This is a genomic window from Pseudodonghicola sp., from assembly GCF_048268305.1.
In the GTDB taxonomy this organism is placed as follows: Bacteria; Pseudomonadota; Alphaproteobacteria; order Rhodobacterales; family Rhodobacteraceae; genus Pseudodonghicola.
This window is the reverse complement of record NZ_JBLWVT010000012.1, coordinates 39925-62835: the sequence shown is the minus strand read 5'-3', so window position 1 is coordinate 62835 and position 22911 is coordinate 39925. Positions and strand designations below refer to the sequence as shown.

At 64.9% G+C, this 22911-nt stretch carries 20 protein-coding genes and 2 tRNA genes; 9 read left to right on the top strand and 13 right to left on the bottom strand.

Going from position 1 to position 22911, the window contains the following annotated elements; all coding sequences use genetic code 11:
• Window positions 1-849 precede the first annotated feature (849 nt).
• The 9 genes from gyrB to mutM form a co-directional block, all read right to left on the bottom strand.
• On the bottom strand, window positions 850-3270 hold the full coding sequence (gyrB, locus tag ACN0V4_RS19720; RefSeq protein WP_417679315.1) for a DNA topoisomerase (ATP-hydrolyzing) subunit B: 2421 nt from the start codon (window positions 3268-3270) through the stop codon (window positions 850-852).
• Between the two features lie 100 nt (window positions 3271-3370).
• On the bottom strand, window positions 3371-3991 hold the full coding sequence (locus ACN0V4_RS19715) for a LysE family translocator (protein WP_417679313.1): 621 nt from the start codon (window positions 3989-3991) through the stop codon (window positions 3371-3373).
• Window positions 3988-4419: a VOC family protein gene (locus ACN0V4_RS19710; RefSeq protein WP_417679311.1), complete on the bottom strand. Its 432-nt coding sequence runs from the start codon at window positions 4417-4419 to the stop codon at window positions 3988-3990. Before ACN0V4_RS19710 ends, ACN0V4_RS19715 begins: the two co-directional genes overlap by 4 nt.
• Window positions 4416-5525 carry a DNA replication/repair protein RecF gene (gene recF / locus ACN0V4_RS19705; protein ID WP_417679309.1) on the bottom strand — a complete coding sequence of 370 codons (1110 nt, stop codon included), beginning with the start codon at window positions 5523-5525 and terminating at the stop codon, window positions 4416-4418. The genes ACN0V4_RS19710 and recF overlap by 4 nt, the downstream gene beginning before the upstream one ends.
• 58 nt (window positions 5526-5583) lie before the next feature.
• Window positions 5584-6702: a DNA polymerase III subunit beta gene (gene dnaN / locus ACN0V4_RS19700; RefSeq protein WP_417679307.1), complete on the bottom strand. Its 1119-nt coding sequence runs from the start codon at window positions 6700-6702 to the stop codon at window positions 5584-5586.
• A gap of 232 nt (window positions 6703-6934) precedes the next feature.
• Window positions 6935-8341: a chromosomal replication initiator protein DnaA gene (dnaA, locus tag ACN0V4_RS19695; protein WP_417679305.1), complete on the bottom strand. Its 1407-nt coding sequence runs from the start codon at window positions 8339-8341 to the stop codon at window positions 6935-6937.
• 553 nt (window positions 8342-8894) lie between these two features.
• Window positions 8895-9158, bottom strand: a complete 264-nt coding sequence (gene rpsT / locus ACN0V4_RS19690) for a 30S ribosomal protein S20 (protein WP_417679303.1) — start codon at window positions 9156-9158, stop codon at window positions 8895-8897.
• Window positions 9159-9434: 276 nt separating this feature from the next.
• On the bottom strand, window positions 9435-10211 hold the full coding sequence (locus ACN0V4_RS19685; RefSeq protein WP_417679301.1) for an enoyl-CoA hydratase: 777 nt from the start codon (window positions 10209-10211) through the stop codon (window positions 9435-9437).
• A 65-nt stretch (window positions 10212-10276) separates the two neighbouring features.
• Window positions 10277-11128: a bifunctional DNA-formamidopyrimidine glycosylase/DNA-(apurinic or apyrimidinic site) lyase gene (gene mutM / locus ACN0V4_RS19680; protein ID WP_417679299.1), complete on the bottom strand. Its 852-nt coding sequence runs from the start codon at window positions 11126-11128 to the stop codon at window positions 10277-10279.
• An 87-nt stretch (window positions 11129-11215) separates the two neighbouring features.
• Between mutM and ubiE the strand changes: the two genes are divergently transcribed.
• Entirely contained in the window at window positions 11216-11968 is a 753-nt protein-coding gene (gene ubiE, locus ACN0V4_RS19675) for a bifunctional demethylmenaquinone methyltransferase/2-methoxy-6-polyprenyl-1,4-benzoquinol methylase UbiE (protein ID WP_417679297.1), read from the top strand.
• Window positions 11965-13500, top strand: a complete 1536-nt coding sequence (gene ubiB, locus ACN0V4_RS19670; protein ID WP_417679295.1) for a 2-polyprenylphenol 6-hydroxylase — start codon at window positions 11965-11967, stop codon at window positions 13498-13500. The genes ubiE and ubiB overlap by 4 nt, the downstream gene beginning before the upstream one ends.
• Here ubiB and ACN0V4_RS19665 read toward each other — a convergent pair whose 3' ends face one another.
• A complete protein-coding gene (locus ACN0V4_RS19665) occupies window positions 13501-14136 on the bottom strand; it encodes a LysE family translocator (RefSeq protein ID WP_417679293.1) in 636 nt (211 codons plus the stop codon).
• A gap of 170 nt (window positions 14137-14306) precedes the next feature.
• Window positions 14307-15482: an acetyl-CoA C-acyltransferase family protein gene (locus ACN0V4_RS19660; RefSeq protein WP_417679291.1), complete on the bottom strand. Its 1176-nt coding sequence runs from the start codon at window positions 15480-15482 to the stop codon at window positions 14307-14309.
• A gap of 320 nt (window positions 15483-15802) precedes the next feature.
• On the opposite strand from ACN0V4_RS19660, the gene speB reads away from it, so the two are divergent.
• The 7 genes from speB to ACN0V4_RS19625 all read left to right on the top strand — a co-directional run bounded on the left by speB (window position 15803) and on the right by ACN0V4_RS19625 (window position 22370).
• On the top strand, window positions 15803-16756 hold the full coding sequence (speB, locus tag ACN0V4_RS19655) for an agmatinase (protein ID WP_417679289.1): 954 nt from the start codon (window positions 15803-15805) through the stop codon (window positions 16754-16756).
• 97 nt (window positions 16757-16853) lie between these two features.
• Window positions 16854-17900, top strand: coding sequence for a polyamine ABC transporter substrate-binding protein (locus tag ACN0V4_RS19650; protein ID WP_417679287.1), 1047 nt, complete (start codon window positions 16854-16856; stop codon window positions 17898-17900).
• A gap of 10 nt (window positions 17901-17910) precedes the next feature.
• Window positions 17911-18765, top strand: a complete 855-nt coding sequence (locus tag ACN0V4_RS19645; protein WP_417679285.1) for an ABC transporter permease — start codon at window positions 17911-17913, stop codon at window positions 18763-18765.
• A complete protein-coding gene (locus ACN0V4_RS19640) occupies window positions 18765-19538 on the top strand; it encodes an ABC transporter permease (protein WP_417679283.1) in 774 nt (257 codons plus the stop codon). Before ACN0V4_RS19645 ends, ACN0V4_RS19640 begins: the two co-directional genes overlap by 1 nt.
• Window positions 19535-20563, top strand: coding sequence for an ABC transporter ATP-binding protein (locus tag ACN0V4_RS19635; RefSeq protein ID WP_417679281.1), 1029 nt, complete (start codon window positions 19535-19537; stop codon window positions 20561-20563). Before ACN0V4_RS19640 ends, ACN0V4_RS19635 begins: the two co-directional genes overlap by 4 nt.
• Window positions 20560-21288 (top strand): MBL fold metallo-hydrolase, encoded by a 729-nt coding sequence (locus ACN0V4_RS19630; protein ID WP_417679279.1) that lies wholly within the window; start codon window positions 20560-20562, stop codon window positions 21286-21288. Before ACN0V4_RS19635 ends, ACN0V4_RS19630 begins: the two co-directional genes overlap by 4 nt.
• A gap of 140 nt (window positions 21289-21428) precedes the next feature.
• Window positions 21429-22370 carry a LysR family transcriptional regulator gene (locus ACN0V4_RS19625; protein WP_417679277.1) on the top strand — a complete coding sequence of 314 codons (942 nt, stop codon included), beginning with the start codon at window positions 21429-21431 and terminating at the stop codon, window positions 22368-22370.
• Between the two features lie 169 nt (window positions 22371-22539).
• On the opposite strand, the gene ACN0V4_RS19620 is transcribed toward ACN0V4_RS19625, so the two are convergent.
• Together ACN0V4_RS19620 and ACN0V4_RS19615 are read right to left on the bottom strand one after the other, a co-directional pair.
• Window positions 22540-22615, bottom strand: a tRNA-Lys gene (locus ACN0V4_RS19620).
• Window positions 22616-22653: 38 nt separating this feature from the next.
• A tRNA-Lys gene (locus ACN0V4_RS19615) sits at window positions 22654-22729 on the bottom strand.
• Between the last annotated feature and the right edge of the window lie 182 nt (window positions 22730-22911).

Genomic DNA, 22911 nt, shown 5'->3' with positions numbered 1-22911 from the left:
ATATCTCCAAATATCAATGACTTACACAGACAGAAAATTTGCCCATCCAGTCAACTTCCCGCACCCCATGCCCCCTCCTCACGACTCGATCCCCCGCCTCCCAACCCCCAATCCGACTTACCCACAGACATACCCACAGATCCCCCGCATTCCGCCCCGAGTCACCCACGAGTCGCCCGGCAAAATCCGTCCAGCCAACACACCAATCACCCGAGTCACACGAGTCCCGCGAGCCAGCCTCGGTGCAAAACCCGGCAAGGCAGGCCATCACCATCGGCCCGAACGACAGGCCCGACGGTCTTGGGAGAAGCGGAAGAGGGGGAGCACATATATCAAGGGCACGATCCGCGGCCGGTCCTGGCCATCACGACAGGCGCTCCGCCCCACAGGTCACGGGGATTGCCCCCAGGACACCACACCCCCTCCCAGGCTCGCACAGAGGCCCTGACATCACCGCCCACCGACGAGGGCAATCGCCCCCACCGCGACATCGGGCCTGGAGCAGATCAAGACGGGCCTGCTGCACGGCTGCAGCATTTCCCCAGCCGGCACCGCAAACGTGATAGAGGCCCCGCTCAACGGGAGGGAGGCGATCCGCTCGACCCGCGGCGCCATGGGGACAGCGGCCCGATCATCAGGCGGGGCAACCTCCTCAGGACCGGAATCACCGCGACGGCATCGTCACGCGGGCGCCGGTCGGGCGAGGAGCCCCCGGGCCAGGGCCGCGCCCCCATCCCCCGGGGGCAGGTCCAGAACAGCGGCGGCGGGACAAACGCACAGCCCTCAAACGCACAAGCCCTCGGGCGAACCGAGGGCTTGCACAATCGACAGTCGGATCAGAAAACCGGATCAGAAGTCCAGGTTCGACACGTTCAGCGCGTTCTGCTGGATGAACTCCCGCCGCGGCTCCACCACATCGCCCATCAGCTTGGTGAAGATATCATCCGCCTCGGCCATGTCGTTGACCTTGACCTGCAACAGCGTGCGGGCCTCCGGATCCAGCGTGGTTTCCCAAAGTTGTTCCGGGTTCATCTCGCCCAGCCCCTTATAGCGCTGCAGCGTCAGCCCCTTCTCGCCCTCTTCCAGGATCGCCTGCAACAGCCCCAGCGGCCCGTAGATCACCTGGGAGCGGTCCTTGCGGACCAGTTGCGCCGCGGTGCCATAGATCTCCTGCAGCAACTGGGTAAAGCTGGCACCGGTACGGCGCGCCTCGCCCGAGCGCAGCATCGGACCGTCGAGCGTGCGAACCTCTTCGACGCCGCGCAAGATCCGGGCCAGGCGAATCCCCTTGTCCTGGGTGATCCGACCCTGCCAGCCCTTTTCATATTCCAGCGCGATCAGGTCGAGCCGCGCCGCCACCCGGTCGGCGACGCCCTGCAGGTCGGCATCCACCGCCCCGGGCACGAAGGCGCCGGCGATTGCAGCCTGCTCCAGGATATGGCGCGGATAATGGGTCGGGAAGGCATCGAGCACCCGGCGCAGCTGCCGCGCCTCTTCGACCACCCGGGCCAGATCGGAACCGATGATCTCCTCACCGCTGCCGAGCCTCAGCACCGCCCCCTCGACGCCCTGATGGATCAGGTAATCGTCCAGCGCCGCCTGGTCCTTGAGGTAAACCTCGGACTTGCCGCGCGCGACCTTATAAAGCGGCGGCTGAGCGATATAGAGATAGCCACCCTCGATCAGCTCCGGCATCTGCCGGTAGAAGAAGGTCAAGAGCAGGGTGCGGATATGGGCGCCGTCGACGTCGGCGTCGGTCATGATGACGATCTTGTGGTAGCGCAGCTTGTTGATGTTGAACTCGTCCCGCCCGATGCCGGTGCCCAGCGCCATCACCAGGTTGCCGATCTCTTGCGAGCCCAGCATCTTGTCGAACCGCGCCCGTTCCACGTTCAGGATTTTCCCGCGCAGCGGCAGGATCGCCTGGGTCCGTCGGTCGCGCCCGGTCTGGGCCGAGCCACCGGCCGAATCCCCCTCGACCAGGAAGACTTCGGTTTTCGACGGATCCTTTTCCGAACAATCCTTCAGCTTGCCGGCCAGGAAGTTCACATCCATCGCGCTCTTGCGCCGGGTCAACTCGCGCGCCTTGCGCGCGGCTTCGCGGGCCAGCGCCGCCTCGATGATCTTGCCGACGATCACCCTGGCCTCGGCCGGGTGTTCCTCGAACCATTCGCTCAACTTCTCGCTGACCAGGTTTTCCACCGCCGGACGCACTTCCGAGCTGACCAGCTTGTCCTTGGTCTGGCTGGAGAATTTCGGGTCCGGCACTTTCACCGACAGCACGCAGGTCAGCCCCTCGCGGGCGTCGTCGCCGGTGAAGTTGATCTTCTCCTTCTTGGCGATACCGCTTTCCTGCGCGTATTTCGTCAGCGTCCGGGTCAACGCGCCGCGGAAGCCCGCCAGGTGGGTGCCCCCGTCACGCTGCGGGATGTTGTTGGTGAAGGGCAGCACCGTCTCGTGATAGCTGTCGTTCCACCACATCGCGACCTCGATGCCGATATCGTCGCGCTCACCGGTGATATAGATCGGGTCGGGCATCATCGCGGTCTTGGACCGGTCGATGTACTTGACGAATTCCTTGACGCCGCCGTCATAGTGCAGCTCGACCCGCAGCGGTTCAGCGGGGCGCTCGTCCTCCAGCAGGATCCGCACACCCGAGTTCAGGAAGGCCAGCTCGCGCAGACGCTTCTCCAGCGTCTCGAAGGAATAATCGAGATTCGAAAACGTATCGGTCGAGGCGAGGAAGCGCACCTCGGTCCCGGTGCGGTCACCGCACTCGCCGACCACGCGCAGATGTTCGACCGTATCGCCATGCTCGAACCGCGCATAATGTTCCTTGCCGTTGCGCCAGACCGTCAGCTCAAGCCAGACCGACAGGGCGTTCACCACCGAAACCCCCACCCCGTGCAGACCGCCCGAGACCTTATAGGAGTTGCTGTCGAACTTCCCCCCGGCGTGAAGCTGTGTCATGATGACCTCGGCCGCCGAGACGCCCTCCTCCTGGTGGATATCGACCGGAATGCCGCGGCCGTTATCCATCACCGACACGCTGGAATCGGGGTGGATCTTGACCACCACGATATCGGCGTGACCGGCCAGCGCCTCGTCGATGCCGTTGTCGACGACCTCATAGACCATGTGATGCAGACCCGAACCATCGTCGGTATCGCCGATATACATGCCCGGACGTTTGCGGACAGCCTCCAAGCCCTTGAGAACCTTGATGGATTCAGCGCCATATTCTTCAGGCTGCTGCGCAGTGTCGGACATGCTCGTTTCCCGTTCTTAGTTTATTGAGTTTATAGGCTTTTCTGGGGGGAATGTCACGCGGCCGACACAAGATTTAGCGGCCTCCGGCGGCAAGCCACCCTCAGGTGAGGGGCAGGATCAACCCGACCGCGATCAACAGCCCGCCCGCCGCCAGATTCATCCGCCGCATCGCCTTCGGCGTGCCGAGGACTCGGCGCATCCGGTCGATGACCAGGGCGAAACCCAGATTGCCGATCAACGGCACCGCCACCGACAACGCCACGATCACCGCAATGTCGATCCGCGTCACCGCGCCCAGATCGAAGAACCCGGGCAACACCCCCATATAGAACAGGATCGCCTTGGGATTGCCGAGGATCGCAACGACACCGGCGAGAAATCCGGCCCAGCGCCCCGGCCGCGTCAGCCGGCTGCTGGCGTTGATCTCGGCATTGGCGTGGCGGATCGCGGTCCAGCCCATGAACAGGAAGACCGCGCAGGCCACCCAACGCAGCAGCACCAGGATGGCACCATATTCCGACACCAGCCAGGCCATGCCGACGACGGCGAGGAACGGCCAGACCACATCGCCCACCGCCACCCCGAAGGCCAAAGGCCAGGCCGAGGCGAAGCCGCCCGAAATCGCCCGCGCCATCAAGGCGAGCCAGACCGGCCCGGGCGTCAGGAACAGGATCAGCAGCGCCCCCGCATAAAGCGCCATATCCCAGATCGACAGGGTCATTCCGCTTCCCGAAGGGTCAGCGAGCCATCCTCCGCCAAAGGCCAGAAGGGATTCATCGCAACCTCCCAGACATGACCGTCGGGATCGGCGTAATAGCCGGAATAGCCGCCCCAGAACACCTTTTCCGGCCGCTTCAGCACCGTCGCCCCGGCCCCGATCGCCTCGGCAAAGGCGGTATCGACCTCCGCCTCGGTGGCGAAATTCTGTGCCAGCGTCATCGCCCCGGTGCCCAGCTCGGCACCGGGCCGCCCCTGGTCCTCGGCCAGCGCTGCGCGGCCGAACAGCCCCAGCACCTGCCCGTTGAGCTGATAGAAGACGATTCCCCCCTCCGCCTGCGCCGGCCTCCAGCCCAGAGCCTGGTAAAAGGCGCGGGACCGCGCCAGATCCTCCACCCCCAGGGTAATCAGTGTCACTCGTTGCGGCGTCATGCCAATCTCCCTTGCGTTACCCGGCTTTCGCCAGCCTCGTCGGTCACCTCGACATACTGCGCCCGTGGACCCAGCTCTGCAAAAAGTTCCGGCCCGGTGCCCGTCATCCAGGCCTGGGCGCCCAATGCGCAAATCTCGTCATAAAGCGCCGCGCGTCGGCCAGCGTCCAGATGCGCCGCCACCTCATCAAGCAGCAGGATCGGCGCCGCCTCGTCCCGCTCCGCCAACGCCCGCGCATTGGCCAGGATCAGCGACACCAGCAGCGCCTTCTGCTCACCGGTCGAACAGTCCCGCGCCGCCACATCCTTGGCGGCATAGATGGCCTGCAGATCGGCCCGATGCGGCCCCACCAGCGTGCGTCCGGCCTGCAGATCGCGGCCGCGGCTCTCTGCCAGCGCTACGCGCAGATCGGCCTCGCTGCCCGGCCTCTCGCCCTCGCCTTGCACCAGGGTCAGATCGGCGGCCGGAAAGGCGGTCTCCGCCCCCTCCTGCGCCGTCCCCAGCTCAGCCAGCGCGGCGCGACGCGCCTGATCTATCCGATAGCCGGCCTCGGCCATCTGGCTCTCCAGCGCCGCATACCAATGGGCATCGCGCACCTGATCCTTCAACAGCCGGTTGCGTTCGCGCATCGCCTTTTCATAGACCAGCGAGGCCTCCGCATGGCCGGGATCGAAGCTCATCACCATGCGATCGAGGAACCGCCGCCGCCCCTCGGCGCCTTCGATCCAGAGCCGGTCCATCGCCGGCACCAGCCAGACCACCCGGGCGATCCGCCCGAGATCGAGCTGACTGGCCGCCTTGCCATCGATCCGCACCTGCCGCGCCGCGCTCGCCTCCGACCAGGTCTCGATCTCGAAACTCCGGCCCGAAAGCTGCAAAAGCCCGGTCAGCTTCCAGCCCAGGCTCTCCGGCCGCCGGGCCATCTCGCCCGCCGCCGCGCGCCTCAGGCCACGGCCCGGCGAAAACAGTGACACCGCCTCGAGGATATTGGTCTTGCCGGCGCCATTGGGCCCGTAAATGGCAACCGGCCGCCCGTCGCCCGCGATCTGCGCGCGCCGATGCGACCGGAAATGGGACAGGGTCAGATCGGTCAGGGCCAAAGACATGCCGGCCCCTTCTTCTCGTTCAAAATACGGCCGCCGGAGGCATCGCGCGTCAGCGCGATCACACGCGCATCGGCATCACGACATAGACCGCGCTCAGGTCATTGCCTTCGCGCATCAGGGTCGGATCGCCCGAGGAGTTGAACAGGAACACCGCGTTTTCGCGATCCACCTGGCTGGCGATCTCCAGCAGGTATTTGGCGTTGAAGCCGATCTCCAGCCGCTCGTCGGAATAGGCCACGGCCAGCTCCTCTTCCGCGGCGCCACTGTCGGGGGCGTTGACCGACAGGATCAGCCGATCCTCCTCCAGCTGCAGCTTCACCGCGCGGGACCGTTCCGAGCTGACGGTCGCCACCCGATCCACCGCCTTGGCGAAATCGGCGGCGTCGACTTCAAGCCGACGGGTGTTGTTCTGCGGAATCACCCGCGAATAGTCGGGGAAGGTGCCGTCGATCACCTTCGAGGTCAGCGTGATCGTCGGGGTGGCAAAGCGCACCTTGGTTTCGGACACCGAAACCGCGATCGTCTGTTCATCATCGTCCAGCAGCTTGCGCAATTCGCCCACGGTCTTGCGCGGCACGATCACGCCGGGCATGTCCTCGGCGCCGATCGGCAGGTCGGCGTCGATACGGGCCAGCCGGTGGCCGTCAGTGGCGACACAGCGCAGCACCTTCTGCCCGTCGGCCTCGGCCACATGCATGTAGACACCGTTCAGATAGTAACGGGTCTCCTCGGTCGAGATGGCGAATTTCGACTTGTCGAACAGCCGCCGAAGAACCCCGGCCTTGGCCGAGAAGTTCGACTGATATTCGGACGAGGCCATCACCGGGAAATCTTCCTTCGGCAGCGTGGCGAGCGAGAAGTTCGACCGCCCGGCCTCGACCGTCAGCCGGCCCGCCGCGTTGTCGGCGGTCAGCGTCACCAGCGCCCCATCGGGCAGCTTGCGCACGATCTCGTGCAGCGTCGTCGCCGCCACCGTGGTGGCACCTGCCCGCTCGACCTGCGCCGGCGCCTTGTCGACCACCTCGATATCCAGGTCGGTGGCGCGGAAGCTGGCGGTATCGCCCTCCGCCTCGATCAGCACGTTGGCCAGGATCGGAATGGTGTTGCGCCGCTCCACCACCGACTGGGCCTGCGCCACGGCCTTTAGAAGCGTGCCGCGCTCAATGCTGATCTTCATGTCCCTCACCCTCCGCATCTGCCGGGAAGCGCACACTAGCCGTTCGCCCCTGCGGCACAAGGTTTTTCTGGTAAATCGTTGAGTGGAGTTGTCGACCGGAATGCCCGGGGCGTCAAGGCCCCCGGGGCGCGCTCCGAGACGGGCGGGGGAAATGCCGGCCCGTTTGCCTGTCCGGCCGGCGCGGACAGGCCATATCAGGCGGCCCGGATCGGGCCGCCCGGAACCGGATCGGTCAGGCCTCCAGCGCGCGGCGCAGGATTTCCACGTCCTCGGCGATCTGCCCGTCGGTGGTCTTCAGCTCTTCGATGCGGCGCACCCCATGCATCACCGTGGTATGATCGCGTCCGCCAAAGCGGCGGCCAATCTCCGGCAGCGACCGGCTGGTCAACTGCTTGCACAGGTACATCGCCACCTGCCGCGGCCGAGCGTAGGAGCGCAGCCGCTTCGGCCCGATGATGTCCGAAAGCCGAATGTTGTAATAATCCGACACCTTGCGCTGAATCTCCTCGATGGTGATCTTGCGCTCGGAGGCGCGCAGCACATCGGCCAGACAATCCTGCGTCAGCTCCATGTCGATCTCGCGCCCGACCAGCGAGGCGAAGGCGAACAGCCGGGTCAGCGCCCCTTCCAGCACGCGCACGTTGGTGCTGATCCGCTGGGCGAGGAATTCCAGCACCCCGTCGGCGATCCTCAGATCCGGATAGCTGGCGCGATACTGCTGCACCTTGGTCTGCAGGATGCCGAGGCGCAGTTCGTAATCGGTGGGATGCAGATCGACCACCAGGCCACATTGCAGCCGCGACTTCACCCGGTCTTCCAGATCCTTGATCTCGCCCGGCGCGCGGTCGGCCGAAATGATGATCTGCTTGTTCTGATCCACCAGCGCGTTGAAGGTATGAAAGAACTCTTCCTGCGTGGAATCCTTGCCGGCGATGAACTGCACGTCATCCACCATCAGCACGTCGACCGAGCGGAACAGATGCTTGAAATCCATCATCTTGCGTTCGCGCAGCGCTTGAACGAAGCGGTACATGAACTGCTCCGCCGACAGATAGAGCACGTTCAGCTCGGGCCGTCTGGCGCGCAGCTCCCAGGCGATGGCGTGCATCAGGTGGGTTTTCCCCAGACCAACGCCACCATAGAGCACCAGCGGATTGAAGGTCACCGGGCCGCCCTCGCCAACCCGGCGGGCGGCAGCATGCGCCAATTCGTTCGGCTTGCCGACGACAAAGGTGTCAAAGGTGAACCGCGCGTCCAGCGGCGCCGCCTGCAGCGCCTCGACCACATTCTCGGGCTCCACCTCGGAAACGGAACCGGGATATTGCACTTCGGCCACCGCCGGCGCCGTGACGGCGGGCGCAGGCTGCGACGACGGCACCGCCGGACGAGCGCCGGAATTCGCCGCCACGCGGAAGGCCAGACGCTGCACCGAGGCGCCCGACATTGTCAGCTCGTAGAGAATCAGATCGGAAAAGTTCTGGTTGACATAATTGCCCATGAAACTGGTCGGGACAGTGAACACCGCGACCCCATCCTGAAGCTCTGCGAACTCCAGCGGCTCGATCCAGGTCTTATAGTTGTTCTGGCCGACCGTTTTCAGAAGCCGTTGTCTTAGCTGTCCCCATTTTTCTTGCGTCATCCAGCGCCTCATATCCCGAATTTCGGCCTTGCGACCTGTTCATATCATTGACCGGGTGCTCCCGGCGGGACTCACATCACAGGATAATCATGCACCTGCCACCTGAACGGCAGGCGTCATCCCCTAACGGGACAACATGGCAATATGACAGAATTCAGCAAACACGTTGCCCGACAGCGGGCAGGACACACCCCATCATACTGCTATGCACTCAATATCATGACAGGGCCGTGCAACCAGCGAGACACTGATACACAGCAGATCAAAGGGCCTCGGTTGAACCCGAAACCTCTTGAATGAATGTCTCATACCGTCCCGATGCCCGTCGGTCCGCCACGAAACCAGCCTGTCCCCCCAAGCGAGTGAATCGCACAGACAGGGATACCAACACCCGGCGGAGAGCGGCAATGAAACTATGATGTTGACTCCGCCTTTCACCCCAAAGAATCTCTCGCGCTTGAGGAAAGCTGCAACACCTGTCGGGCAACGAAAAAGGCGCTGCGAAACGCAACGCCTTTACACTAAATGCTTTCAGGTCGAACGCCGCGGGCGCTTAACCCAGGGCCTTCACCCGGGCCGACAGACGGGACATTTTCCGAGAAGCGGTGTTCTTGTGGAACACGCCCTTGGTGACGCCACGCATCAGTTCGGGTTGGGCAGCGCGCAGAGCGGCCAGAGCGACGTCCTTGTCGCCGGAAGCGATAGCTTCCTCGACCTTGCGCAGGAAGGTACGGATGCGCGAGCGGCGTGCTTTGTTGATGGTGAAGCGAGTCTCGTTCTGACGAGCGCGTTTCTTGGACTGGGGCGAGTTTGCCATGGGTTCGGACCTTTTCGGGTTCGGTTACGTCAAAAGCGCATGGGCCAAACCCGACCTCCGACCCCGGGCCTCAGCCCTCAGGATAGAGTGATTCTGGCCAGAGCGGGCCGCACACGCATGTATAGCGGCGCTGATTATTCCCTTTGCCCGGCTTTGCCAAGCCCAAAATCCCCACCCCCGCAAAGCAGCGGGGCGCCCGCCCATCGGCGCGCGCCCCAGCTTCGGTCTTGCAAAATGCTCTCGCCGAAGGCCGCGCGCCGCCTGGGCGCGCCCGCCTCACTTGTCGCGAAACTGCGGCTGGCGTTTTTCCAGGAAGGCGCCCATGCCCTCCTTCTGATCCTCGGTGGCGAACATCGAGTGGAACACCCGGCGTTCGAACAGCATGCCCTCGGCCAGGGTGGTCTCGAACGACCGGTTGACCGATTCCTTCGCCGCCATCAGCGAGGGCATGGATTTCTCGGCGATCTTCTGCGCCGCGCCCATCGCCTCTTCGATCAGCTTCTTGGCCGGCACCACGCGGCTCACCAGCCCGGCGCGTTCAGCCTCCTCGGCATCCATGAAGCGGCCGGTCAGGTTCATGTCCATCGCCTTGGCCTTGCCCACGGCGCGGGTCAGCCGCTGAGTGCCGCCCATGCCGGCGATCACACCCAGATTGATCTCCGGCTGGCCGAATTTGGCAGTCTCGGCGGCGATGATGAAATCGCAGGCCATCGCCAGTTCGCAGCCGCCCCCCAGCGCATAGCCCGCCACCGCGGCGATCACCGGCTTGCGGGTCGCAGCGATCCGCTCGATCGCCTCGGCGAAAAGGTTCTGGGTAAAGACCTCGACGAAGCTCTTTTCCGACATCTCCTTGATATCGGCACCGGCCGCAAAGGCCTTTTCCGATCCGGTGATGATGACGCAGCGCACCTTATCGTTGTCGTCCGCATCGGCCAGCGCCTGGCAGAGTTCCCCCAGAAGTTGGGAGTTCAGCGCGTTCAGAGCCTCGGGGCGGTTCAGCTTGATGAGGGCGACGTGGTCGTCCACTTCGACGTTGATCGTCTCAAAGGCCATGTGCTTTCGCTCTCGCTTGTTGCAGTTAGCTGCGATTCCTTACCATGCGGGCGCCGTGGTTCAAGCTATCTTTGGCAGGAGGGGCAGTAGAAGGTCGACCGTCCCGATTGCACCTTGCGGTTGATCACCTGATCGCATCCCGGCGTGTGACAGGGCTCGCCCTCGCGCCCGTAGACATCGAAAGAATGCTGAAAATATCCAAGCTCTCCATCGGCTTGGCGGAAATCCTTCAGCGATGATCCGCCCGCCAAAATGGCCCGTTCCAGCACATCGCGGATCGCCGGAACCAGGCTGGCAACCCGGGCCGCGGAAATCTGCCCGGCCTTGCGCAGGGGCGAGATGCCGCAACGGAACAGCGCCTCGCAGACATAGATATTGCCAAGCCCGGCGACGATTCCCTGATCCAGCAGCGCCGATTTGACCGGCGTGTTCTTGCCCCGGAAGGCCGCGATCAGATAGGCCTCGTCGAATTCGTTGCCCAGGGGTTCCGGCCCCAGCACCGACAGCAGCTTGTGCTGATCGGCCGTTGCCGTCTCCATCAGATCCATCGCTCCGAAGCGGCGCGGATCGTTGAAGGTAATGCGCGCGCCATTCTCCATGTGAAAGACCACGTGATCGTGCTTCTGCGCCGCCGGGTGGTCATGCACGAACCGCCCCAGCGGATCGCCCGAGACCGTCATCCGCCCCGACATGCCCAGATGCACCAACAGCGTCTCGCCCGACTCCAGATCGGCCAGCAGGTATTTCGACCGCCGCCGCAGCTGCAGCACCCGCTGCCCCGTCAGCCGTTCCGCCATCCGCTCGGGGAAGGGCCAGCGCAAATCCGGCCGGTTGACCTCGACCCGCGCCATCACCTGCCCCTCCATCACCGGGGCCAGACCGCGACGAACCGTCTCGACTTCGGGTAATTCCGGCATTCTGTCGCTCCTGATCCACCGGGCCGCATTGTGCCTGCCCGTGCGCGCCTTATAACAAGGGCGGATCGCAAGGAACGGCAAGACCCCATGGCAGACCAGACGGACAAGACAACCCACTTCGGATTTCAGACCGTGCCCGAGGCCGAAAAGGCCGGACGCGTGCAGGGCGTGTTCAACTCGGTCGCGTCGAAATACGACATCATGAACGATGTGATGAGCGTCGGCATCCACCGGGTCTGGAAGGATGCGATGATGGATTGGCTGGCGCCGCGCCCCGGCCAACGCCTGCTGGATGTGGCCGGCGGCACCGGCGACATCTCCTTCCGTTTCCTGAAACGCGCCGGCCACGGCCATGCCACCGTGCTCGATCTGACCGAACCCATGCTGGTCGAGGGCCGCAAGCGGGCCGAGGCGGCACAGATGGCCGACAGTCTCGACTGGGTGGTGGGCGACGCCATGGCGCTGCCCTTCGACGACAATACCTTTGACGTCTATACCATCTCCTTCGGCATCCGGAACGTGACCCGGCCGCAGGATGCGCTGGCCGAAGCCTACCGCGTTCTCAAGCCCGGCGGCCGGCTGATGGTGCTGGAGTTCAGCCAGCTTCCCAACCCGGGGCTGCAAAAGCTCTATGATCTCTACAGCTTCAACGTCATCCCGCGGATGGGCAAGCTGATCGCCAATGATTACGACAGCTATCAATATCTGGTCGAATCGATCCGCAAATTCCCCGATCAGGACACCTTCCTGTCGATGATCCGCGCCGCCGGCTTCGAGAACGCCAAATACCGCAACCTGTCGATGGGCATCGCGGCGCTGCATTCGGGCTGGAAACTGTGAGGGGTCCGCATAACCTCTGGCGCCTGATCCGCACCGGCGCCACCTTTGAGCGCACCGGCGCCATGAGCGTGGTGCTCGATGCCTTCGAGGCACCGCGTTCCCTGCGCATCCTCGCCCATGTTCTCGGCAAGCCCTTCATGTGGCTGGGCTACAAGGGCGACCCCGAGATGCCGCCCGCCACCCGCGCGCTCACCGCCCTCGGGCCGGCCTATATCAAGTTCGGCCAGGTGCTTTCGACCCGGCCCGACGTGGTCGGCGACGATCTGGCGCAACAGCTCCGGGTGCTGCAGGACCAGCTCCCGCCCTTTCCTCGCGCCGTCGCCAAGGCCGAGATCGAGAAAGAGCTGGGGATTTCGGTCGATGAGGCCTTCTCGGAGTTCTCCGACCCGATCGCGGCGGCCTCGATCGCCCAGGTGCACCGCGCCCGGCTGGCCGACACCGGCCAGGACGTGGCGGTCAAGGTGCTGCGCCCGGGCATCGAACGCGCCTTCCGCCGCGATGTCGACGCCTTCTATTTCGCCGCCCGGATCATCGAGCTGTTCGCGCCCGGCGCCCGCCGGCTGCGTCCGATGGACGTGATCACCCATTTCGACGGCGTGGTCCGGGGCGAGCTGGACCTCAGGCTCGAAAGCGCCTCCGCCTCGGAGTTCGCCGCCAATACCGCCGAGGATCCGGGCTTCCGGGTGCCGCGGATCCTCTGGCACCTGTCGGCGCGGCGGGTGATGACGCTGGGCTGGGCCGACGGCATCGCGCTTGGCGACAATGACGCGCTGGACGCCGCCGGGCTCGACCGCGCGGTGCTGGGGGAACGGGTGCTGACGCTGTTTCTCAGCCACGCCCTGCGCGACGGCTTCTTCCACGCCGACATGCACCAGGGCAACCTCAAGGTCGGCCGGGATGGCGATATCATCGCCTATGACTTCGGCATCATGGGCCATATCGACGAATACACCCGCCGGGTCTATGCCGAGATCCTCTATGGCTTCATCCGCCGCGACTACAAGCGTGTGGCCGAGGTGCATTTCGAGGCGGGCTATGTCCCCGCCAACCGTGACGTCGACGAATTCGCCCGCGCCCTGCGCGCCGTGGGCGAGCCGATCTTCGGCATGGACGCGACCCATATCTCGATGGGCCGGCTGCTGTCCTACCTCTTCGAGGTGACCGAACGCTTCGGCATGGAGACGCGGACCGAACTGATCCTGCTGCAACGCACCATGGTGGTGGTCGAAGGGGTGTCGCGCTCGCTCAACCCCCATATCAACATCTGGGAAGTCGCCAAGCCGGTGGTCGAGGATTACATCAAGCAATCCATCGGCCCGCGCGCGGTGCTGAACGATCTGGTCAAGACCGCCAAGGTCATGGGCCGCTTCGGCCCGCGCCTGCCCGGCCTGGTCGAATCAGCCCTGATCGCCCAGACCCACCCGGCGCCTGCGCCGGTGAAATCCCGTCGGGGCGCGATCGTTGCCGCCGGCCTGGCCGGCCTCGTCCTTGGCGCGGCGATTGCCACAGCGCTGGTCCTGATCCTCGACTGATCAGGCCCGGCGCAGCGCCGCCAGGGCCGCCTGCCCCAGAAACAACGCCCCGGCGCCGCCGATCACCCCGGCGGCGGCCCGATTCAGCCGGCGCAAGGCGGCAGGCTCGGCCATCAGCCGGCGCGCCCGGCCCGCGAGCAGCGCATAGGGCAAGAGCACGACATAGAGGATCACCAGCGTCAGCGCCGCGAGCCCGGCCCATTCGCCAAACCCCACCGCGTTCAGATCCAGAACCGTGGGCAGCAATGCCAGATAGAAAACGATCGTCTTCGGATTGCCCAACGTCACCATGAAACCGGCCAGCAACGCCCGCCCACCCCGCCGCGCCCCCAGCGCATGCACCTCGGTCAACCCGCCCCGGCTGGTCCAGAACGCCCAGGCGATATAGAGCAGATAGGCGCCGCCCAGGATCTCCACCAGCAGGAAGGCCCCGGCAAAGACCTGCGCCACCGCGGCGAGCCCGGCGACCGCCACGGTCAGATAGACCAGATCGCCCAGCGCAATTCCCGACAGGAAGAACAGCGACGCCCGCTGATCGCCACCCAGCGCCTGCCCCACCAGGGCCGCCACCCCGGGGCCCGGAATGACTGCGGCGATCGACAAGGCGGCCGCATAGGCCAGAAAGGGCGCGATCATGTCCTTCTTGCCTGTCTCCTCAAAGAAAAGGGGCGCGACCACCGCGCCCCTGTCCCTGTCCCGATCTTTTGCCCAGGTCTTTTTCTAGCTGAAAATATCCTCGGGGGGCCGGGGGCGAAGCCCCTGCCCGGACCGGGCAAACGGGGGGCAGACAGCCCCCCGTTCCGGCCTCAGATCATCTCGATCGCCAGGGCGATGCCCTGACCGCCGCCGATGCACATGGTAATCAGCGCCTTCGACCCGCCAGTCCGCTCCAGCGCATACATCGACTTCACCGTCAGGATCGCACCGGTGGCGCCGACCGGGTGACCCAGCGCGATGGCGCCGCCATAGGGGTTCACCTTGGCCGGATCGAACCCCAGCTCGTTGCCGACGGCGAGCGCCTGGGCGGCAAAGGCCTCGTTCGATTCGATCAGATCGAAATCGGCGACGCTCAGACCGGTCTTCTTCAGCAGGAGCTGCACGGCGGGGATCGGGCCGACGCCCATCACCTCGGGGCGCACGCCGGCGACGGCATAGCCCAGCACCCGCGCCTTCGGCTTCAGCCCGGCGCGATGGGCGGCGTCAGCGGTGGCCAGCACCACAGCGGCCGCACCGTCGTTGATGCCCGAGGCGTTGCCGGCGGTCACGGTGCCGTCCTTCTTGAACACGGTCTTCAGCCCGGCCAGCGCCTCAGCACTGGTTTGCTTGGGATGCTCGTCGACCTTGAAGTCGACCATGTCGCGCTTCACCTTCACCGGAACCGGCACGATTTCCTTTTCGAAATAGCCCGCCTCGATCGCCGCCGCCGCCCGCTTCTGGCTCTCGAGTGCAAAGGCATCCTGCGCTTCGCGGGTGATGCCATGCTCCTCGGCGACATTCTCGGCGGTCACCCCCATGTGGCCGGTGCCGAAGGGGCAGCTCAGCGCGCCCAGCATCATGTCGAGCGCCTTGATATCGCCCATCTTGGCGCCCCAGCGCGCCTGCGGCAGGATGTAGGGAGACCGCGACATCGCCTCGGCACCACCGGCGAGGGCGAAATCGGCATCGCCCAGCATCAAGGACTGCACCGCGCAGACGATCGCCTGCACGCCCGAGCCGCAGAGCCGGTTCACGTTCATCGCCGGCGTACCGTTCGGCACCCCCGCCTGAATCGAGGCCACCCGCGAAATATACATGTCGCGCGGCTCGGTATTGATGACATGGCCAAAGACCACATTGCCGATCTGCGCCGGCTCGACCCCGGCGCGCTCCATCGCCGCCTTCGACACGATGGTGGCGGTGTCGATCGGCGCGATGCCGGCGAGCGAACCGCCAAAGGTGCCAATAGCGGTGCGCGCGCCGTCCAGGATTACGATCTCGGTCATGACTTTACGTCTCCTCGTCCAGATTCGCGCGCATTATGGAGAGGTGGATCGGGAATGTCTGCCCATTACGTTGTGGCAAAATCACCCGGGCGATGCGATGGCGCCAACCGCTCAGGGGGGCGCTGCCCCCCGGCGCGGCCTGGCCGCGCCTCCCCCCGGAGTATTTCGGCAGAGAAGAAGCAGCGGGCGCCCCTGGTTATGCCGAAGAATGCGGCGCCGCGCGCAGGATACTTTGAAATTCATAGCTGCAAAGTTTTTAACTTCGTCATTTTTCCACCTGAGTGGTTTCGGCCATGCTGCCTCCGAATGGAGGCTCACTCATGACCAGAACACTCAACCAGCCGCTCGGCGGCGATACCATGCCGCGCACTGGCGGCCCCAACACGATGATGCGGCTGCCGATGGCCGACAGCGCCGCGGGGCTCGATGCCTGCTTCCTCGGGATTCCGATGGATATCGGCGCCTCGAACCGTTCGGGCACCCGGCTGGGACCGCGCCAGATCCGCGACGAGAGCCGGATGATCCGCCCCTATAACATGGCGACCGGCGCCGCGCCCTTCGAACATCTGCAGGTGGCCGATATCGGCGATGTGCCGATCAACCTCTATGATCTGAAGAAATCGGTCGAGATCATCGCCGCGCATTACCGCGACGTACTGGCCCATGACGTGATCCCGCTGACGCTGGGGGGCGATCATACGCTGACCTGGCCGATCCTGCGGGCGATCAAGGAAAGGCACGGGCCGGTGGCGCTGATCCATGTCGACGCCCATTCCGACACCAATGACACCATGTTCGGCGAGAAAGTCGCCCATGGCTGCCCGTTCCGCCGCGCCTGGGAAGAGGGCTGTCTGCAAAATGACAAGGTGTTCCAGATCGGGCTGCGCGGCACCGGCTATAGCCGCGAGGAATTCGACTGGGGCCGCAAGCAGGGCTGGACCTGTATCCAGGCCGAGGAGTGCTGGCACAAGTCGCTGACGCCCCTGATGGCCAAGATCCGCGAAAAGATCGGCGATGCGCCGGTCTACCTCAGCTATGACATCGACAGCCTCGATCCCGCCTTCGCGCCGGGGACCGGCACCGTCGAGGTCGGCGGGCTGACCACCATGCAGGGCTTGGAGATCATTCGCGGCACCGCCGGGCTGAACCTTGTGGGGGGCGATCTGGTCGAGGTGTCGCCGCCCTATGATCCGATGGGCAATACCGCGGTGATCGCCGCGAATTTCCTGTTCGAAATGCTCTGCGCCCTGCCGGGCGTGCCGCAGGGCCGCTGAGGACGGGGGGCGCAGCGCGCCCCTTTCCGCCGATCGCGGGGTTGGATCGCAAACACGGCATCGCAAGAACATGCCGATCACCCAAAGGGAGACTGAGATGAAGCTGAAATACACCACTGCCGCCGTGGCGCTGCTGGCCGGGATGGCGGGACCGGCGCTGGCCAAGGATCTGAACGCGCTGATCTGGTGCGACCACGCCGATCCGGCGCTGCTGGAGCCTTTCGAAAAGGCGCATGACGTTCGCGTCAACGTGAAGGAATACGAGGGCACCGCCGCCGGGCTGACCATTCTGGAACAATCCCGCCCCGGCGATTGGGACGTGATGGTGATCGACGCCGTCGATGTCGGCCGCGCGGTCGAACGCGATCTGCTGGCGCCGCTGCCCGATACCATGGCGCAGGCGGATTATTTCCCGCAGGTCGTGATGACGAACAACAACAGCGTCGATGGCGTCACCTATGCGGTGACCGAGAAGTTCGGCTATAACACCATCGCCTATAACAAGGCCAAGGTGGACCCGAAGGATATGCAAAGCCTCGCCTCGCTCTGGTCCGGCAAGTACGACGGTCGCATCGCGCTTTATGACTATTACCTGCCGGTCGAGGGGATCGTGGGCCTGGCGCAGGGCATCAAGACCTCCGAGCTTGACGCCGCCGCGCTGGGGCAGATCAGGGACCCGCTCTTCGCACTGAAGAAGGCCTCGAAACAGGTTTCCGACGTGGTGGCGAGCCAGACCGCATTGGCCACCGGAGAGGTCGACATCCTAGTCGGCGGCGGCGAATGGCTGACGGCGGTCCTGAACGCAGAGAACCCCGATCTGGACTGGACCATTCCCGACGAAGGTGGGCTCCTTTGGGCGCAGTCCATCGCGGTCCTGAAGGACAGCGCCGACCCCGAGCTGGCGCTGGAATTCGTCAAATACATCACCTCGCCCGAGGGTCAGGCACGGCTGGCGACATCGTCATGCTATTGGGGAATGCCGGCCAACAGGAAAGCGGGCGACTATCTGAGCGACGATCAGAAGGCGATCCTGCGCTGGGACGAACAGCCCGACTATCTGGCCCGCGCGCAGATCTATCCGGTTCCTGATGCCGAAACCGATGCGGCGATGCAGGATCTGTGGACCGACATGATCCAGAACTGAGACCAGCGTCATGAGCATCGAACGCATCGAAAAAGGTCAGGGGGCGGCGCTTGTCGCCCCGGCGCTCCTGTGGACGCTGGCGTTTTTCCTGCTGCCCTTCGCCGCGATGGTCTGGATGAGCCTGTCGCATCTTGAGGGGCGCACGGTCGTGCCGGGGCCGGACCTTGGCAATTACCTGCGGATCGCCACCGAACCCTCGCTCTGGCGCGGAGTGGTGGTGTCGCTGGAGATCACCGCGACCGTGACGGTGCTGTCGGTACTGCTGGCCTGGCCCTTGGCCTGGATCATCGCCACCAGGGTGCCGGCGCATTGGCGGCGGCTGGCGCTGCTGGTCGCGGTGCTACCGTTCTGGACCTCTTACGTGGTGCGCTCCTATTCCTGGGCGCTGGTGCTGGGGCAGAAGGGCGTCGTGATGAACGCGCTGATCTGGCTGGGGGTGCTGAACGAGCCGATCCAGATCATGGCCACCCGCAGCGCCACGGTGATCGGCTTCGTCCATTTCTTCGTCATGCTGCTGACGCTGACGATCTATTCCAATCTGGTGCAGCTCTCGCCCAACTATGCCCGCGCGGCCGAGGATCTGGGCGCTTCGAATTGGCAGGTGATCCGACTGGTGATCCTGCCCCTGACCCTGCCGGGGGTGGTGACCGGGGCGTTTCTGACCTTCGTTCTTTGCATCGGCGATTATATCACGCCGCAGATTCTTGGCGGCAACAACGAACTCAGCCTGCCGCAGCTCATCATGCTGCAACTGGGGCGGCGGGGCGATTATCCGATGGCCTCGGCGCTGTCGGTGGTGCTGATGGCGCTGGTGACGCTGGCCTATGCCGGCTGCGCCCGCTGGCTGAAGATGGAGCGGGTCTGATGTCGCGCCTTCTCTCCTGGGTCTATCTGGTGGCCCTTTTCACCTTCATCCTGCTGCCGGTGGTGGTGCTGGTGGTTTTCTCCTTCCAGGACGGCCGGCTGCCGGTGCCGCCGCTGAAGGGCGTGACGATCGAGTGGTATGCCAAGGTCCTGTCCGACCGCGACCTGATGGCGGCGCTTGGCAATTCTATGATCGTCGCGCTGGGGTCGTCGCTGATTGCGCTGGTGCTGGGCTTTCTGGCGGCCTCGGGTCTGGCCCGGGTCGCCCTGCCGGGCTCGACGCTGATGCGCGGCGTGCTGATCGCGCCGATGACGGTGAGCTATCTGATCATCGCCTTGGGGCTTTTGCAGATGTTCAACACCATAGGTCTCCGCCCATCGCTGATGGCCACCGGGATCGGCCATGTGGTGATCAACCTGCCGCTCTGCTTTTCGATCCTCTATGCCGCCATGGGCGAACACCAGCGCAACGCCCTGCGCGCGGCCCGCGATCTGGGCGCCCGGGAATGGCAGGTGCTGCTGCTGATCTCGGCCCCGATGCTGGCGCCGGCGCTGGCGGCGGCCTTCTTCCTGTCCTTCACCTTCAGCTGGGACGAATTCATCATCGCCTTCCTGCTGACCCGTTTCGACGTCACCCTGCCGGTCGAGATCTGGTCGATGCTGCGCTCAGGGCTCTCGCCCGAGACCAACGCCATCGGCTCGCTGGTCTTCCTCGTCTCGATGGTGGTTGTGCTGATCCTCGAATTCACCCTGTTCAGAAAGGCCCGCAAATGACCGCAGATGTCGAAATCTCGGGCGTGCTGCACCGCTTCGGCCCCTTCACCGCCCTGCATCATGTCGACCTGAAGATCGCGGCGGGGGAATTCATCGTGCTGCTCGGCCCTTCGGGCTGCGGCAAGACCACGCTTTTGTCGATCCTCGGCGGGTTCCTGACCCCCAGCGAAGGCAAGGTGGTCATCGGTGGCCACGACATGACCCGGGTGGCGCCCAAGGACCGGCCCACCACCACGATGTTCCAGGACTATGCCCTCTTCCCGCACATGAGCCTGCGCGACAACGTGGCTTTCGGCCTCAGGATGCGCGGCGTCGGCCGGGCGGAGCGCAACGCCAAGGCGATGGAAATGCTCGAGATGGTGGGCCTCGGCGACAAGGCCGGCCGTCGACCGCATGAGCTATCGGGCGGCCAACGCCAGCGGGTGGCGCTGGCGCGCGCGCTGGCGGTCTCGCCCGACGTGCTGCTGCTGGATGAGCCGCTCGGCGCGCTCGATCTCAAACTGCGCCGGCAGATGCAGGATGAACTCAAGGCAATCCAGCGCCGCGTCGGCACCACCTTCGTCCATGTCACCCATGATCAGGAAGAGGCCATGGCCGTCGCCGACCGCATCGTGGTGATGAATCAGGGCCGGATCGAACACTGCGGCACCCCGGAGGAGGTCTATCTGACCCCCGCCACGCTCTTCGCCGCGAATTTCATGGGAGAGGTCAACCGTATCCCGGTCACCCCCGCAGGTGCCGGCGTCTCCAGTCCGCTGGGACTGCTGGCACTCGCCCCGACGGAAGGCACGCTCTGCCTGCGGCCCGAAAACGTCGGGCTCTCCGGCGATCTGGCGCTGGGGCCGGCAAAGCTGGTCGAGGCGGCCTTCTTCGGCAGCCACCACCGGTGCCATTTCGCCCCGCTCGCCGCCCCCGATCTGCGGTTGGTGGCGCATCTGCCACAGGGCGCCCATCCGCAAATCGGGGCAGAGGTTCAGCTCTTCGCCCGCAACCCGGTGATCCTGACCGAAAGGCAAGCCGCATGACCCGCATCGCCCCCAAGGACTGGTATCGCATCCGCCCCGTCGGTGACGGGCTGACCTGGATCGACGAGCCCTGGATTCAGGAATTCTATCGCTGCAACATCTGGCATGTGCGCGGCCGCGACCGCGACATGATGGTCGACAGCGGCATGGGCGTGGTCAGCCTGCGCCAATGGGTGCCGCTGGTCAGCGAACGCCCGCTCGACGCGGTGGCGAGCCATACGCATTTCGACCATATCGGCTGCCATCACGAATTCCCCTGCCGGCTGTGCCACAGCGCCGAGGCCGATATCCTCGCCCACCCCAGCCGCGCCAACACGCTCGCCGATCCCTATGTCACCGACGAGATCTTCGATGCGCTGCCCGATGTCCCTTACAGTTCGACCAGCTATGCGGTGAAATCGGCGCCGGCGACGCGGGTCCTCGAGGATGGCGATGTGATCGACCTGGGCGACCGGGTGTTCGAGGTGATCCACACCCCCGGCCATAGCCCCGGCGGCATCGCGCTGTGGGAGGCCGCCACCGGCGTGCTGATCTCGGGCGACATCGTCTATGACGGCCCGCTGGTCGAGGAGACCTATCATTCCAATGCCGAAGATTACGTCCGCTCGATGAAACGGCTGCGCGACCTGCCGGTCAGGATCGTCCACGGTGGCCATTTCCCCTCCTTCTCGGGCGAGCGGCTGCGCGGGCTGATCACCGACTGGCTGACGGCAAAGGGCGCCTGAGCCGCCATCCGTGATGGCTTGCGCGGGAACGGCGGGGAACTATGGTCGGACACGGGGGACTGATTTCTGAGACGCGGCGCGGCAGGGCATCCGCCCCTCTGACAGGGCAGCGGCAGCAGGGGGCGCAGGCGTGGATGCAATTGGCCGGCACGGATATCAGGCTCTTGCGGGTCTTCGACGCGGTGGTGCGCCATCACGGTTTTGCCGCCGCCCAGGCCGAGCTGAACGTCAGCCAGTCGACCATCTCAAGCCAGATCTCGGCGCTGGAGGATCGCCTTGGCGTCACCCTCTGCCGTCGTGGCCGCGCCGGCTTTCGCCTGACCCAGAAGGGCGAGGCGGTGCATGCCGCCGTGGTCCGGCTGCTGGCGGCGATGGACGGCTTCGTGTCGGAAACCGCCGGGCTGCGCGGCAATCTGACCGGCACCATCCGCATCGGCGTGGTCGACAGCGTGGCGACCGATCCCGATTTCCACCTCCCCCAGGCGATCGCCGCGCTCGAGGTGAAATCCCCCGCCATCCGCTTCGATCTGGCGCAGGGATCGCCGCAGGATCTGCAATCGCGGGTGCTCGACGGGACGCTGCATCTGGGCATCGGCTCCTTCCCGCATAAGGTGAAGGGGCTGCGCTATCAGCATCTATATGACGAGACCAATCACCTTTATTGCGCCCGGGGCCACCGGCTCTGGTCGGTCGGGGATGCACAGCTTTCCCCCGATTTCGTCGCCTCCCTGCGCGCGGTCGGGCGCAGCTATTGGCGCGAGGATCACTGGAACAACCGCGATTTCCCGAATTCCACCGCCATGGCGCAGGGGCTGGAACAGCAGCTGATCATGATCCTTTCCGGCGCTTTCATCGGCTATATGCCGGGACATGCCGCAGCGCCTTGGGTGGCGCAGGGCCGGCTGCGGCCGATTCTGCCGCAACATTTCATCTATACCTGTCCCTTCGACGTGGTGACCCGCCCCGGCGCCCATCTGTCCCCCCTCGCCCAGGCGCTGATCGCCGAGATCGAAACCGCCTATGCCGCCGCTGGCCGCCCGATCGAACCAGCCCAGGGGGAAGGCGCCCAGGAACGGCCCTGAACGCCATCGGCTGCGACGGCCGGAATGACCCATCGCGGGGGCTCAACCGCCTTTCGGCAAGCCTATCTAATTCATTGAAATTTCGGCATGAAATGCGAATCCCAAACGCCGTGAGCGGCCTGCGCCGTTCACGAGGTCATCACATATACGTCTTGGAGATCGGAGAGAATGGTGAGCCGTGTAGGGTTCGAACCTACGACCCGCTGATTAAGAGTCAGCTGCTCTACCAACTGAGCTAACGGCCCATTCTCTTCGGCTGCAATAGCAGTCGACCTAGTCTGAGTGGTGAGCCGTGCAGGATTCGAACCTGCGACCCACTGATTAAAAGTCAGTTGCTCTACCAACTGAGCTAACGGCCCACTCTATCCGGCGGATTTGGTGCCCCGCGCGGTGTCGCTTCCTAGGCTAGAACCATCAGGGATTCAACGCCTAAAACGCAGCCAAGTGCGGGAATTTTTCAACCCCGCGCCCGGATGGCGGCGTACGTAAAAGCCCCGTGCTCCTGGGTCAAGCCCCAAAACGCAGGATTCCACGCGCGACA